Genomic DNA, 14,657 nt, shown 5'->3' on the forward strand with positions numbered 1-14,657 from the left:
GACTATTAAGTAAACATTAAGAGATCATGGAAAGCGCAAAGACGGTGGGATGTTTTCGTCGTCCGGCTCATCGCCAGACGAGGCTGCGCTATCGATTTGGCGCATATGTTCGAGCATCTTTTCTTCGAGACGCGTGATGCGTTGATAAGAGCGCGGGCGTATGGCATGCGTTTCACATCGTTCCATACATTCACCCACGGTATTTTTTTCCTTCCATTTTAACGTGTACGTCAGCTCGTCGGCTATGAAGGCATTGTCCTGATATAAGGGTGTGACCGTAACATGAACCACCTCTGTAAGACCATCCATCAGCTTCTGTGCGATAAAACGCTCTATTCTACCGAGTGTTTCATAGTTTGAAGCGGCGGTTCCCGGGATGAGATTTTCAACACTGTCGGCCCCGCCGAGAAAGCGGGCAATCAGGTGAGACCAGTGGTACTGATTTCCTTCATCAACCACCTTTGTACCATCTTCAGCGCAATATTGAAACGCCACTTTACAGCTGCCCCCGACCAGCTGATTCTGGCCTGTGCGGCGCGGCCTGCCTGCCTGCTCAATCAGCTTTTGCAGGGTGCAGGTATACTGGATGGGTACCGCCTTCGGAATACTGAACGCAATGGGCTTCCTGTCACGGAGATGCTCTTCACCGCGAACCTGTTTAAACGCCTCTTTTTCTGGTGTCACAGGTTTATACACCACAGCAGAGCGGTTAGTGAAGAAAGGATAAACCCGTGTTTTTTTGCCCGGTGTTTTAAAGAGCTTACGATGAGCGGCATCCGGGGTGGCCGGCAACAGATGCTCAACAACCCGTACATTCAGATCTTTCAGAGGCGTACGCGGAAGTGAGCCGGTCTCTGCATCGGATAACAGGAGTCTGTTTTCTGTCGTGTCAGCGGATCGACTATAACGGGTATAGCGTCTTCTGAGCGCGTGATACGTCTGAGGTGCTGCGTGCTGTCTGGGTGAAAGATGACTTAACATCCTTGCCATTGACACCTCACTCATATCAAGAACCAATGCCAGGGTTCTGAGCAACATGGGCGCAGTTAAGCGCTTTTTGCGAGAACGAAGACAATGTTCCTGCAGCTCCTGCCACTGCGAGCTGTTCAAATCAAGCTGTAGAACGCCAGGCAGGGTCTTTTCGACGCGTTGACGAAAAGCCTCTGAGGCCTGCTGCTTTACATACGGCATAACAAATATCCACAAAACGACCTATAAATTGATTATAGTTTATCACAAAAACGAGCATCGCAGGGATTGCTTCACTTTTTTCGCGAGAAGCAGTCAATATCTTGAATGGAACTTGCTGACATCTTGCCGATATCATCGGGATTATAGACATTTTTGCAAAGATCAGGCAAAATCGCCGGATCTTTGTCTATACTCAGCAGATATGAAAAAAATTCTGGTACTGCATGGCCCCAATCTCAATCTACTGGGAACACGGGAGCCCACCATATATGGTTCAGCCACGCTCGCGGAGCTGAATGCGGCTCTGTTGAATCAGGCACGCGCGGCTGGCTGTGAACTAAGTACGCTTCAAAGCAACAGCGAAAGCGTACTCATCGACGCCATACAGCAGGCCATGACCGCCAATACGGACTATATCATCATCAACCCGGCCGCCTTTACTCACACCAGTATTGCCATTCGGGATGCACTGGCTGCAAGCCATATCCCGTTCGTTGAAGTACATATTTCCAACATTTACGCACGCGAAACCTTTCGTCATCATTCCTATATGTCAGAGCTGGCAGAGGGCGTCATATCAGGGTTTGGTGTCAAGGGGTATCAGCTGGCATTGCAGGCTATTTTGGATGGGTTCAGTCAGGCAGGTTAAGCCTTCTGACTGTTCCTGAAATGACATAACCATCAAGAGAGTTCATAGTAATGGATATTCGTAAAATCAAAAAACTGATCGAGCTGCTGGAAGAAACCGGTATCTCTGAAATTGAAATCAAGGAAGGGGAAGAATCTGTTCGCCTGAGCCGCCACAGTTATCCAGCGGAAACACCTCAGCCGATACGCTACCTGCCTCAGGCGGCCGCTCAGCCAATACCGGCGCCCGTCGCTGCTCCTCAGGCACCGGCTGTAACGGCACCCGTGGAAAGCGCTCAAAAAGGCGAAAGCGTTCCTGCTGGTCATAAAATCCGCTCGCCCATGGTTGGAACCCTGTACACCAGCCCATCGCCAGAAGCTCCTGTATTTGTCAGCGTGGGTCAAATGGTCAAGGCAGGCGATACCCTCTGCATCATTGAGGCCATGAAAATGTTCAATGAAATCGAAGCCGATAAAGCCGGTAAAGTGGTTGCAATACTGGTTAATAATGGCGATCCGGTTGAGTATGATCAAACCCTGTTTATCATTGAATAAGAGGCGTCCCCATGCTCAATAAAATTGTTATTGCCAACCGCGGCGAAATAGCCCTGCGCATTTTGCGTGCCTGCAAAGAGATGGGTATTCAAACGGTTGCGGTTCATTCCGATGTGGATAAAGACCTGCTGCACGTGCGACTGGCCGATGAAACGGTCTGTATAGGCCCTGCCAGTTCACAAAAAAGCTATCTGAACATTCCCGCCATCATTTCGGCGGCTGAAATCACCGACGCCGTTGGTATTCACCCCGGTTATGGCTTTCTGTCTGAAAATGCCGATTTTGCCGACATTGTTGAACAAAGCGGCTTTACCTTTATCGGCCCCAGAGGTGACACCATCCGTATGATGGGCGATAAGGTTTCGGCGATTGCGGCCATGAAACAGGCCGGCGTGCCCTGCGTGCCCGGTTCGGATGGCCCCCTGTCGGATGATGATGAGCTTAACCTTGAACTGGGACGTAAGATCGGTTATCCGGTTATTATCAAGGCAGCCGGCGGTGGTGGTGGCCGAGGCATGCGAGTGGTTCAGACCGAATCGAACCTCTTGAGCGCTATTGCCCTGACGCGCTCGGAAGCGAAGGCTGCTTTCAATAATCCCATTGTGTACATGGAAAAATTCCTTGAAAACCCACGACACATCGAATTCCAGGTTCTTGGCGACGGCCATGGCCAGGCCATTCATCTGGGTGAGCGTGACTGCTCAATGCAGCGCCGTCATCAAAAAGTCATTGAAGAAGCACCGGCTCCCGGCATCACGCCAGAATTACGCAGTGAGATCGGCGCGCGTGTTATCAAGGCCTGCTGTGACCTGAAATATCGTGGTGCTGGCACCTTTGAATTCCTTTATCAGGATGGCTGTTTTTATTTTATTGAAATGAATACCCGGATTCAGGTTGAACACCCGGTTACCGAAATGATCAGCGGAATCGACCTGATCAAGGAACAAATCAAAATTGCCAGTGGTCTGCCCTTCACCCTGAAGCAGGAAGACATTGTTCTGCGAGGACATGCGCTGGAATGTCGTATTAATGCCGAAGATCCACGGACGTTTATGCCTTCGCCTGGCACCATTCGTCTGCTGCATCAACCCGGCGGCCCCGGCGTTCGTTTTGACTCGCATATCTATAGCAGCTATACGGTTCCACCTAATTACGATTCCATGATAGGCAAGCTGATTAGCTATGGCGCTACGCGTGAAGAGGCCTTTGGCCGTATGCGCAATGCCCTGGATGAAATCATTATTGACGGCATTAAAACCAATATTGAGCTGCATCAACGACTGGTTCGTGACGAGCATTTCCAGCAGGGTGGCACCAATATCCATTACCTGGAAAAACTTCTCAAGGAACAAGCGTAATGTGGTATCAGCTGACTATAGAGCATTGTCCACGCGCTGAAGCCGATATGGCCAGCGATGAGCTGGAAGAAAGCGGTGCCGTTTCGGTGACACTGACCGACAGAAACGATGACGCCATTCTGGAGCCGGAGCTGGGCACCATGCCCCTCTGGCCAGAGGTTGTTGTTACAGCACTGTATACCGACGAAGAGCTTGCCAGCCTGAGCCGGGCTACGCTCAGCACCCGTCACCCAAACTGGACATTCAGACTCGAAATACTGGAGGATCAGAACTGGGAACGAGCGTGGATGGATAATTTTAAGCCACAGAAGTTTGGTAAGCGTCTGTGGGTTTGCCCATCATGGTCAACCCCACCGGATCCTGATGCGGTCAATCTGATTCTTGATCCAGGCCTTGCGTTTGGTACCGGCACACACCCAACGACCAGTCTGTGTCTGCAATGGCTGGATCAGGCGGATCTTCAAGGCAAATCCCTGATTGATTACGGCTGCGGATCCGGAATTCTGGCACTTGCCGCCCTGAAACTGGGTGCCGATAAGGTCTTTGCTGTCGATATTGATCCACAGGCCTTGCAGGCAACACAGAACAATGCCCTGGCAAACGGTATCAACGACCAGCACCTGAACATTGATTACCCATCAAATCTTAAGGGCAACGCAGATATCATGGTTGCCAATATTCTGCTCACACCGCTGATTGCCCTGCGTGATTCGTTTTCTGGCTTGATCAAGGAAAATGGATTGCTGGTTTGCTCTGGTATCCTGCGTGAGCAGGCAGACAGCCTGATAGCGGCCTACGAAGGCTGTTTTGCTCTCCAGACGCGCATGGATCAGGACGATTGGTCCCTGCTGGTGTTCACCCGAACAGTCTCCTGATTAAGAGTGAATCGCATGGGTGGGCACGCCGCTATCGCTACGTTGCCCACCCTGCTTCAACAACGGCTTTCCTCAGCCAGGCAGCCTTGTCGTGGCCGTCAGGCTGAAATCTTCGTCCAGCTCCCTGCTGGCGTATTCCGGTGACTCCAGATCAAAATGCAGACCGTTCACATCAATCTCACTCAATTCACCGCGTCTCAATTGCCTGACCTGCTGTAAAAGCTTTTGTTTTTCACCACCACGTTGGGTAAACAGCCTGTTCAGGAGAGATGGTACTTCATTTTTACCCATTTGCTGACGCAAGGCAGTGATAGCGCATTTAACCTTTATTGGATCAATGCCATTGTCCATCATATGCTCCGCTTCGGCATCCGTAACGGCAAACCGGTGCGCATCTTTTGGATCGAGAGCGTTTTTGTCATCAGGATAGACCCAGTTAGTAAAGGCACAGGTTAAAGCCGCTCCAATCACAGCCAGGCACACCGCACCACCAATAGCGAGGCCCACTGGATTTGACAATCCAAGCCCAATACCGAGGAATATCAGAGGAATAGCGGCCAGATAAATACCAATACAGGATCCCGCAGCGGCACCGGCGAGAATGCCCGCAATATTAAGACCGGCTCTAAACCAGCCTTCATCGTAAACAAAACGTTCTACGCTGTTCAAAAAGGTGCTGAGCATGTAGTAAAACGCAATCAGGGCTGAAAGAGCGATAAAGCCGATGAACAGGATGGCAAAGAAATATTTCAGGGCTTTATTATTCTCGGAGTGATGACCGTGCTGATGACCATGAGCTGGCATCATGGAGCTGAGCATCATCCATGTGAATAAGCCATCGGCATCGTGACAGTAATCATGATGAGCAACACAGTCATCACGGTGATAAATGGTCACGAGCTGGGGCTGCTGATAAAACATGATGCGCCGTTCAGTTTCCAGGCCTTGATACGCGGGACAGGCATTAAAAAAAGTATCCAGCACTTTTTTGGCCTTCAACTGTTCGTGCTCGCTTAAACCACAAAGACTGCTGGCAGGGTTATGCAGCGAATGATAAAGCCGGTTATAAAGCGCATTATAAATCTGAGTGGCATCCAGTCCCTGAGCGGACAACTCCGTGTAGTCACGTGCCAGCCCCAAATACAATTGGGCCAGTTGATTGTCTGTCATTTTGTTGAGCGAAGCCGTTCTTTTCGGCATGGTAAATACTCCAGGAAACATGAAAACGCCGCTGATTATAATGAATTAGAAGGGTAGCGTCACTTAAATAATGCTGATAATTAAGACAAAATGGATGGCTTTGGATAAGAGTCTTCTCTGTATTGGACAAAAACTCCAGGCTGTCATACCTGCGCAGGCGGGAATCTATCCTGGAACTGACCCCGAGCCTGATTTGACGTAACTGCTCAGGTTGTGGATAAATTTGTTCTTTCATTCAACCTAATGAACCCACGTCATCCTGAACGTAGTGAAGGATCTCCTGATTTTAGCTCCATGCTAAACAATTTGAGATCCTTCGCTACGCTCTGGATGACGTACCTGGGTAGTTACGATTTGACCATAGTTCCCCGCCTGCGCGGGGAAGACAATAATATCGGGGAAGGGCAAATTATATAAAATGACATTCAATTTTTGACAATTTTTGCCGTTTTAACCAGATTATTGATGTACAGATCATAATCCATCAGACCATAACTGGCTTCGATCTGTTGAGCAATGCTGGCGCGTTGCTCATTGTCCAGCGACTTGTAACGACCATTATTGATTTTTTTCAATCGCACAATCACATAATCACCATTAACAAGTCCCCTGCCGTCCTTGCTCTCAGGACGAGCAATGCTGAAGGCAAGATCATTGATCATGGCATCTGTCTTATCAGAATCGCGGGTTGCATCATCAACCTTTTTCCAGACCAGCTCCTTTTCATCCACGCCGGCAGTGGCCATCGCTTTTTCCGTATTACTATCGCCAAGCAGAGTCTTACCCAAAGCCTGAGCCTTCATTTCGGCCTGCTGCAAGGCAAGCTTATCCGTAATCAGATCCTTTACTTCCGACAAGGGTTTATTGGATGCTGGAATATGCTTGTTAACACGCAGCACGATAACGCTGTCGTTATCCAGTTGTACGGGTTCGCTGTTATTACTCAACTCCATCACATCGTGGCTGAAGGCTGTGTTTATTATCTGCTTGTTCTTGGTAATTTCTGTATTACCACCCGCACGCGAAAATGGCTCGGACTGTTCTATTGGTAATTTCAACTCGTCGGCAGCCGGCTGTAGAGTATCCGGTGTCTGGTAGGTTAAATCGGTCAGTTGTTCGAGAATCCTCGCATATTCTGCCTGAGCCATTTCACCAGCCAGCTGATCGGAAATCTGTGTTTTGACATCGGCCAGTGGTTTAAGTTTGGCGGGCTTGTAAGCGATCAGCTTAAAGATCTCATAACCATTTGATGTGAGCAGAGGCTCAGATATCTGACCAGGGAGGGTCAACGTCGACAGAGCCTTATCAAATTCGGTTTGTCCAGCGGCGATCCAGGGCAGGGTTCCTTCATTGTCTATCGACAATTTGTCCGAGGACATGTTTTTGACCAGTTCTGAAAATTGCGCCGGATTGTTTTGCAGGGCCTGGTAAGCCTCATCAGCATTTTGTTTCAGCTGATTTCGAGTATCCTCGTCGGCGTCTTTAGGCATGGCAAGAAGAATGTGAGCGACTTTCCATTGAGCGGGTGTACGGAAGCTGGTCTGATTATCGTCGTAGTAGCGTTGAATATCTTCGTCTTTGATTTTCAAACCATCGCGTATGTGCTGCATGGACAGACGAATATAATCTACGCTGACCTTCTCTGGTGACAGAAACTCCTGTCTGTGTGTTTTATAGTACTCTTCAACCTGAGCCATCGTAACATCATTTTTATTAAGGAACAGAGAGGTAGGAATCTGCATGTAATCGTAATCGCGTGTCTGCATGTAAAGCTTCACAAAACGCCGGATCTCAGCAGGCAGAGCAAATGAACTGCCGATAAACGCAAAACGCTGTTGATTCAGCAACATACCCTGACGCACTTCATTCTGAAATGTTTCTGGCGTAAACATGGCCCCATTTAAAGCCTGCTGGTAGCGTTCTGTTGAGAAACGACCGTCCTGCTGAAACTGGGGAATAGCCAGAATGGCGGCGTTGGCCTGTTCGGCGTTTACTTCAAATCCACCGGCACGGGCACCCTGAACGGAAATCAGGTTGGAGACCATGTCATCCAGAACCTGTTTTTTAAGGGCAATTTCGCTGGCAGCGGTTAACTGGGAGGGATCTCTTTGCTGGCGATTTCTTCGATAACTGATTTCAAACTGTTGCTTGCTGATTGCCTGACCATTGACGGTGACTTCCGCATCCGATGATTGATGCGATTGCATATAGTAATCAACTCCGAACAACGTGAATGTCAGTGCTATCAGAACAATGACTACCCAAGCAACTACACCTTGTATGCGTTCGTTTAGCTTCTGCAACATGATCGGAGTTCCATATAGTATATAAATTGCGCGCAAGATAAAAAAAACGCGCCGTACGGCGCGTTAATATGGCGGAGTGGACGGGGCTCGAACCCGCGACCCCCGGCGTGACAGGCCGGTATTCTAACCAACTGAACTACCACTCCAATTCATGGTGGGTGCTGCAGGGATCGAACCTGCGACCCTCGCCTTGTAAGGGCGATGCTCTCCCAGCTGAGCTAAGCACCCGAATAACTACGCTTCCTGTACTGCTTCTTTCAGCGACTTCCCTGCTTTAAACTTGGCAGCTTTCGACGCCTTAATCTTCAAGGTCTCACCAGTCTGTGGGTTACGACCATCGCGAGCAGCGCGATTAACTACAGAAAAGGTTCCAAAATTTGGTATTACAATCTGGTCACCATTTTTCAAAGCTTCGGTAATAACATCAGTAAACGCCTGAAGAACACGTGCAGTTTCTACTTTTGTAGTTCCTGCCAGGTTTGCAGCTTTATCTACCAATTCACCTTTATTCATCTTCACCCCTGTCGAGTTATTATTCCTTTAAGTGAAGTTAAAAAGCTAACTTCGGTTTCCGCTCACTTCCTTGAATTACCCAGCAGTGCTGGGCAACGCTGTGAAATATACCCCTTATTAATGTGCGTGTAAATCATTATTTTCAATTTTTTTCGAACTTTTTATATCCGTAGTGCTATCTGAATCCAAATTGGCTGGATTTACAACTGGATTGCGTTGTAAAGCTATAGCCAGCACCTCTTCTACTGTTTTCACGGGGTGAATTTTCAGCTTTCGAAGGATGTTATCTGGTATTTCGTCAAGGTCCTTACGGTTCTCTTCAGGAATAATAACGTGCTTGATGCCACCACGGTGTGCCGCCAGCAGTTTTTCTTTCAAACCACCAATGGGCAACACCTGACCTCGCAGCGTAATTTCCCCTGTCATGGCTACGTCCGCCTTTACCGGTATCTGCGTCAGTACGGATACCAGGGCCGTGCACATGCCAATACCCGCGCTGGGGCCGTCTTTAGGTGTCGCGCCCTCAGGAACGTGAATATGGAAATCCCTGGTGTCGTAAAAGTCCTCGGGCAGGTTGAAGCTTTTGGCGCGACTGCGTACCACGGTCATTGCGGCCTGAATGGACTCCTGCATCACTTCACCTAACTGCCCTGTATGCGTGGTTTTTCCCTTACCGGGCATCATAGAGGCTTCAATGGTCAGCAGTTCACCACCCACACTTGTCCATGCGAGTCCAGTTACCTGCCCTACCTGATCAAACTCTTCAGCCAGTCCGTAACGGAACTTTTTCACGCCGAGATACTTCTCGATATTACCCTTGGTGATAACGCACTTATTCGTTTTTTTACTGCTCAATATCTCTTTAACCACCTTGCGGCACACGCTGGCTATGTCGCGCTCAAGGTTTCGCACGCCTGCTTCGCGGGTATAATGCCGTATGATTTCATGTATTGCGCTTTCGCTTATGTTAATTTCGCCAGGCTGCAGGCCATTTAACTGAACCTGCTTGGGAACGAGGTAGGTGGTTGCAATATTTACCTTTTCATCTTCGGTATACCCAGGCAGCCGAATGATTTCCATCCGGTCCAGCAGGGGTGCCGGGATTTCCAGCGAGTTGGCCGTTGCGATAAACATGACATCGCTTAAGTCATAATCAACTTCCAGGTAGTGATCGCTGAAGGTATGGTTCTGTTCAGGATCGAGCACCTCAAGAAGAGCGGAAGCCGGATCACCACGAAAATCCATGGCCATTTTATCGACTTCATCCAGCATGATCAGCGGGTTTTTGACGCCTGCCTTGCATAGCTTCTGTATAATCTTCCCTGGCATGGAACCAATATAGGTACGTCTGTGGCCACGGATTTCGGCCTCATCACGTACGCCGCCCAATGCGATTCGTATGAAGGTACGACCGGTGGCATTGGCAATGGACTGCCCCAGAGATGTTTTACCAACGCCAGGCGGTCCAACCAGGCAGATAATAGGCCCTTTCAGACGTTTCACACGTTTTTGAACAGCCAGATACTCAATAATCCGTTCTTTTACTTTTTCAAGACCATAGTGTTCTTTATCCAGCAGCTTTTCGGCTTTTGACAAGTCAAACTGAATTTTGGATTTTTTCTTCCAGGGGACGCTGAGCATCCAGTCAAGATAATTACGAATTACCGTGGCTTCGGCTGACATTGGAGACATCATTTTTAATTTTTGCAGTTCGGCAAGAGCCTTGCTTTTTGCTTCTTTAGGCATACCGGCTTTGTTAATCGAACTTTCCAGCTGCTCGATTTCGCTGCCTTCCTCGCTGATTTCGCCCAGCTCTTTCTGAATCGCTTTCATTTGTTCGTTCAGATAATACTCGCGCTGGCTTTTTTCCATTTGACGCTTGACCCGACCGCGCACGCGCTTTTCAACCTGAAGCAGATCGATTTCTACTTCAATGGTGGCCATCAGGCGCTCTAGACGACTTGCAATATCTGTGAGCTCGAGCAGTTCCTGTTTGTCTTCAACCTTGATACTCAGATGTGCTGCAATGGAATCAGCCAGCCGACCGGCTTCTTCTATTCCGGCAAGGGAACTCAGTACTTCCGGCGGGATTTTTTTATTGAGCTTTATGTATTGCTCAAACTGAGACATCAGAGACCGCATCATGATGTCAATTTCCTGCTCCTGCGCTGTATTGCCTGCGTCCGGGATGGCCTCTATTGTCGCCTCCAGATAGCCCTTATCCTGAGTGTAGGTAGTAACTTTTGCACGAGACTCGCCTTCTACCAGAACCTTAACTGTTCCGTCAGGCAGTTTGAGAAGCTGTAATACGCTGGATACTGTACCAATCGTGTACATATCGCTGGTGCCGGGGTCATCGTTAGATGATTTCTTCTGGGCAACCAGTAATATCTGCTTGTTGTCGACCATAGCGGCTTCAAGGGCACGAATGGACTTTTCCCGCCCGACAAACAAAGGGATAACCATATGAGGGTAAACTACGACATCGCGAAGAGGCAAGACGGGTAAAGCGGAGCTGATATTGCTCTCAGGCACTGCCGGTACATTTTTGCTAGACATAATGAGTCCTTATTCAAACGACATTCCCAAATACATCTGGACATGCTACCTCCTTCAAGGCCATGGCCTTGAAGGAGGTAAAGATTATTCGCCAACAGCCGATTGCTTGTCGTCTCCGCCTTCATAAACAAGAACAGGCTTGCCCGACTGAGTTATAACGGTTTCATCGACAACAACTTTGTTTACGCCTTCAAGAGAAGGTAAGTCATACATGGTGTCTAAAAGTATATTTTCAAGTATGGCACGTAAACCCCGTGCACCTATTTTTCGTTCGAGGGCTTTTTTAGCAATCTGACGCAATGCCTCTGGCTTAAATTCCAGCTCGACGTCTTCCATTTTAAACAGTGCGTGGAATTGCTTGGTCAGTGCATTTTTGGGGCCAGTCAATATTTCTACCAGCGCGTCCTCGTCTAATTCATTCAGGGTGGCGACAACCGGTAAGCGCCCGACAAACTCGGGGATTAAACCGTATTTAACCAGGTCTTCTGATTCCAGAGAATCAAGAATGCGTTCGTTTTCCCTGCTGCTTTTCTCGTTTTTAAGCTGTGCTGAAAAACCAATGCCTGATTTGTCGCTGCGTCCGCGGATGACCTTATCCAGACCGGCAAACGCACCACCGCAGATAAACAGAATGTTCGAGGTATCGACCTGCAGAAACTCCTGTTGCGGATGTTTTCTGCCACCCTGAGGTGGTACCGACGCAACCGTGCCTTCAATCAGCTTCAGGAGGGCCTGCTGTACGCCTTCACCCGATACGTCGCGCGTGATCGATGGGTTATCCGATTTACGGGAGATTTTGTCAATTTCGTCAATGTACACAATGCCCTGCTGGGCTTTTTCAACGTCGTAATCGCATTTTTGCAAGAGCTTCTGAATGATGTTTTCAACGTCCTCACCTACGTAACCGGCTTCGGTCAGCGTGGTGGCATCAGCCATGGTAAAGGGTACGTTGAGCAGACGGGCCAGAGTCTGGGCCAGCAGGGTCTTACCGCTGCCGGTCGGGCCGATCAGGAGAATATTACTTTTACCCAGCTCAACGCCGTCTTCTGTTTTGTGCTTTAAGCGCTTGTAGTGGTTGTACACCGCTACCGACAGAACTTTTTTAGCGTGTGGCTGACCTATGACGTATTCGTCAAGAAATGTCGCTATTTCGCGTGGGGTGGGCAGACTGGTTTCGTTGCCTTCGACAATATCATGTGCCTCTTCGCGGATGATGTCATTGCACAGCTCAACACATTCATCGCAAACGAATACTGAGGGGCCTGCTATCAGTTTTTTAACTTCATTCTGACTTTTTCCACAAAATGAACAATACAAAACTTTATCGCTGCCGCCTTTTCCGGATTTGGCCATTTATAAAACCCCTCTTCACTGCCTGGATATTAAGTAAATTTTAAACAATAGAAAACGATAACACCAGACATTTCATTCATGCCTGGTGTTATTTAAAAATACCGCGCGGGACATTAGTACCTTCGGTATAAAGACAACAACCGATTAAACGCCTGAAACGGCCAGAGAATCACGATCGTGGAGCACTTTGTCAATCAGGCCATATTCCAGAGCCTGATTGGCACTCATAAAGTTATCGCGTTCGGTGTCCAGCATGATTTGTTCAGGTGTTTTGCGGCAATGATGCCCCATAATGCTGTTCAGACGCGAGCGCACTGCCAGTGTTTCGCGGGCATGAATTTCGATATCTGTAGCCTGTCCGCGATATCCACCCAGGGGCTGGTGAATCATCACCCGGGCATTGGGAAGACAGAAGCGTTTGCCATCCGCGCCAGCGCATAACAGCAAGGCGGCCGCACTGGCGGCCTGACCGATGCACAGCGTGCTGACGTCAGGCTTGATAAACTGCATGGTATCGTAAATAGCGAGACCAGCCGTTACAACACCGCCAGGCGAGTTAATATACAGAGAAATATCTTTCTCGGGGTTCTCTGACTCCAGAAACAGGAGCTGAGCCACCACGAGATTGGCCATGTGATCTTCCACTTCACCCAAAAGAAAAATAATTCGTTCTTTCAGCAGTCTGGAATAAATGTCATACGAGCGTTCGCCACGGGACGTTTGCTCAATTACCATGGGCACCAGGCCACTGGCGTTTCTTATCAGGTTCGTTGAAGAATCCATTGCGCTTACTCTCCTTTTTCCTTTTGGTCCTTTTTAGGGTTCATTACATCTTCGTAGCTTGTTTTCTTCTCGGTGATTTTAGCATTTTCACTCATTTTTTCAGCAACAACTTCTTCCATCACCAAAGCTTCGATTTCAGCCAGACGCTCTTTGTTGCCGCGGTACCAGGCACGCAGCTCTTCAGGATCTTCGTAGGCACTGGCGTATTTCTCAATCATGGCATCTACGCGTTCCTTGTCGGCGCTCAGCTTATGAAACTTGATGTATTCAGAGAACAGCAGGCCGAGATGAACACGGCGTCTTGCCTGCTCTTCAAACAATTCACGTGGGAAATCAGGAATTTTTTCGTTGTCATGATGCTCATGGCCAAAGATACGATGGTACATGTCATGCTTCAAATGTTCAATTTCCTTGTCGATCAGAGCCACAGGTACGTCAAAGACGTTCAGTTCCATAGACTTATCGAAAATCCGCTCGCGATTGGTGGAGCTGACGCGGCGCTCCAGTTCGCGTGTCATGTTGTCACGGATGTCTTTTTTCAGTGCTTCGACTCCGCCTTCCATGATATTGAATTTTTCAGCAAACGCATCATCCAGTTCCGGCAGTTTGCCTTCCATTACTTTCTTGACCGTAATCTGGAACCTGGCCTCTTTACCTGCCAGTTCGCTGTGGTTGTAATCGTCAGGGAATTTAACGGTGATTTCAAATGGCTTGTCAACTTCTCCGCCAACCAGGCCGTCTTCGAAACCGGGGATCATGGAACCGGATCCAATCACAATTTCATAGTTCTGAGCTTCGCCGCCAGCAAAGGCCTCTTCACCGAGGAATCCTTTAAAGTCAATGGTAACTCTGTCGTCTTTGGCTGCCGCGCGGGAGACTTCGTTCCACTCTTTGTTTTGCTCGCGCAGTTTAGTGATCATGGCATCGACATCGCTGTCTTTTACTTCGGATCGAATCAGCGACAGAGGCGCATCGTTCATTTCAACAATAGTGAACTCGGGGAAGACTTCAAATACAGCTGTGTAGCGAAAATCCTTACCGGACTCAACCTGCTCAGGCTCAACAGATGGCATGCCTGCCGGTGTCAGTTTTTGTTCCTGGAGGGCTTCAAACAGGGTTGACTGAACCATGTCTCTGGCCACTTCTTCACGAACGCTGTCAGAAAAACGACTGGTTACAATGTTCATGGGTACCTTGCCAGGTCTGAAACCGGCAACTTTTACCTTTCGAGCAAGATTTTTCAAGCGCAGTCCCACTTCTTCCTCAACTTTATTGGATGGTACTGAAACCGTCACTTTACGTTCCAGACCTTTCAAGGTCTCAACAGAAACTTGCAT

12 protein-coding genes and 2 tRNA genes are annotated in these 14,657 nt (G+C 48.7%); 4 read left to right on the forward strand and 10 right to left on the reverse strand.

The genetic code is table 11. The features are described 5' to 3' along the window. Positions 1-24 precede the first annotated feature (24 nt). Positions 25-1,191, reverse strand: a complete 1,167-nt coding sequence (locus ACQUTA_RS09435) for a DNA/RNA non-specific endonuclease (RefSeq protein WP_444987992.1) — start codon at positions 1,189-1,191, stop codon at positions 25-27. A gap of 202 nt (positions 1,192-1,393) precedes the next feature. On the opposite strand from ACQUTA_RS09435, the gene aroQ reads away from it, so the two are divergent. Genes aroQ through prmA form a run of 4 tightly spaced genes read left to right on the forward strand, consistent with a single transcriptional unit; the run spans position 1,394 to position 4,606 of the window. Then, positions 1,394-1,840: a type II 3-dehydroquinate dehydratase gene (aroQ, locus tag ACQUTA_RS09440; protein WP_444987993.1), complete on the forward strand. Its 447-nt coding sequence runs from the start codon at positions 1,394-1,396 to the stop codon at positions 1,838-1,840. 50 nt (positions 1,841-1,890) lie between these two features. Next, positions 1,891-2,373 (forward strand): acetyl-CoA carboxylase biotin carboxyl carrier protein, encoded by a 483-nt coding sequence (gene accB, locus ACQUTA_RS09445; RefSeq protein ID WP_444987994.1) that lies wholly within the window; start codon positions 1,891-1,893, stop codon positions 2,371-2,373. Between the two features lie 11 nt (positions 2,374-2,384). After that, positions 2,385-3,731 (forward strand): acetyl-CoA carboxylase biotin carboxylase subunit, encoded by a 1,347-nt coding sequence (gene accC / locus ACQUTA_RS09450; RefSeq protein WP_444987995.1) that lies wholly within the window; start codon positions 2,385-2,387, stop codon positions 3,729-3,731. Beyond that, positions 3,731-4,606 (forward strand): 50S ribosomal protein L11 methyltransferase, encoded by an 876-nt coding sequence (gene prmA, locus ACQUTA_RS09455; RefSeq protein WP_444987996.1) that lies wholly within the window; start codon positions 3,731-3,733, stop codon positions 4,604-4,606. Before accC ends, prmA begins: the two co-directional genes overlap by 1 nt. A 72-nt stretch (positions 4,607-4,678) precedes the next feature. Here the strand turns inward: prmA and ACQUTA_RS09460 are convergent, their stop codons facing one another. The 9 genes from ACQUTA_RS09460 to tig form a co-directional block, all read right to left on the reverse strand. Further along, on the reverse strand, positions 4,679-5,806 hold the full coding sequence (locus ACQUTA_RS09460) for a hypothetical protein (RefSeq protein ID WP_444987997.1): 1,128 nt from the start codon (positions 5,804-5,806) through the stop codon (positions 4,679-4,681). 425 nt (positions 5,807-6,231) lie between these two features. Then, a complete protein-coding gene (locus ACQUTA_RS09465) occupies positions 6,232-8,112 on the reverse strand; it encodes a SurA N-terminal domain-containing protein (protein WP_444987998.1) in 1,881 nt (626 codons plus the stop codon). A 69-nt stretch (positions 8,113-8,181) separates the two neighbouring features. Next, positions 8,182-8,258, reverse strand: a tRNA-Asp gene (locus tag ACQUTA_RS09470). A gap of 6 nt (positions 8,259-8,264) precedes the next feature. Then, positions 8,265-8,340, reverse strand: a tRNA-Val gene (locus ACQUTA_RS09475). Positions 8,341-8,346: 6 nt separating this feature from the next. After that, on the reverse strand, positions 8,347-8,625 hold the full coding sequence (locus ACQUTA_RS09480; protein WP_444987999.1) for an HU family DNA-binding protein: 279 nt from the start codon (positions 8,623-8,625) through the stop codon (positions 8,347-8,349). Positions 8,626-8,742: 117 nt separating this feature from the next. Further along, positions 8,743-11,184 carry an endopeptidase La gene (lon, locus tag ACQUTA_RS09485; protein ID WP_444988000.1) on the reverse strand — a complete coding sequence of 814 codons (2,442 nt, stop codon included), beginning with the start codon at positions 11,182-11,184 and terminating at the stop codon, positions 8,743-8,745. 84 nt (positions 11,185-11,268) lie between these two features. Beyond that, entirely contained in the window at positions 11,269-12,537 is a 1,269-nt protein-coding gene (clpX, locus tag ACQUTA_RS09490; RefSeq protein WP_444988001.1) for an ATP-dependent Clp protease ATP-binding subunit ClpX, read from the reverse strand. Positions 12,538-12,681: 144 nt separating this feature from the next. Further along, positions 12,682-13,320 (reverse strand): ATP-dependent Clp endopeptidase proteolytic subunit ClpP, encoded by a 639-nt coding sequence (gene clpP, locus ACQUTA_RS09495; protein WP_444988002.1) that lies wholly within the window; start codon positions 13,318-13,320, stop codon positions 12,682-12,684. Between the two features lie 5 nt (positions 13,321-13,325). After that, complete coding sequence (gene tig / locus ACQUTA_RS09500) at positions 13,326-14,657, reverse strand: trigger factor (RefSeq protein WP_444988003.1); 1,332 nt, start codon at positions 14,655-14,657, stop codon at positions 13,326-13,328.

It is taken from the genome of Legionella navarrensis, from assembly GCF_052527415.1.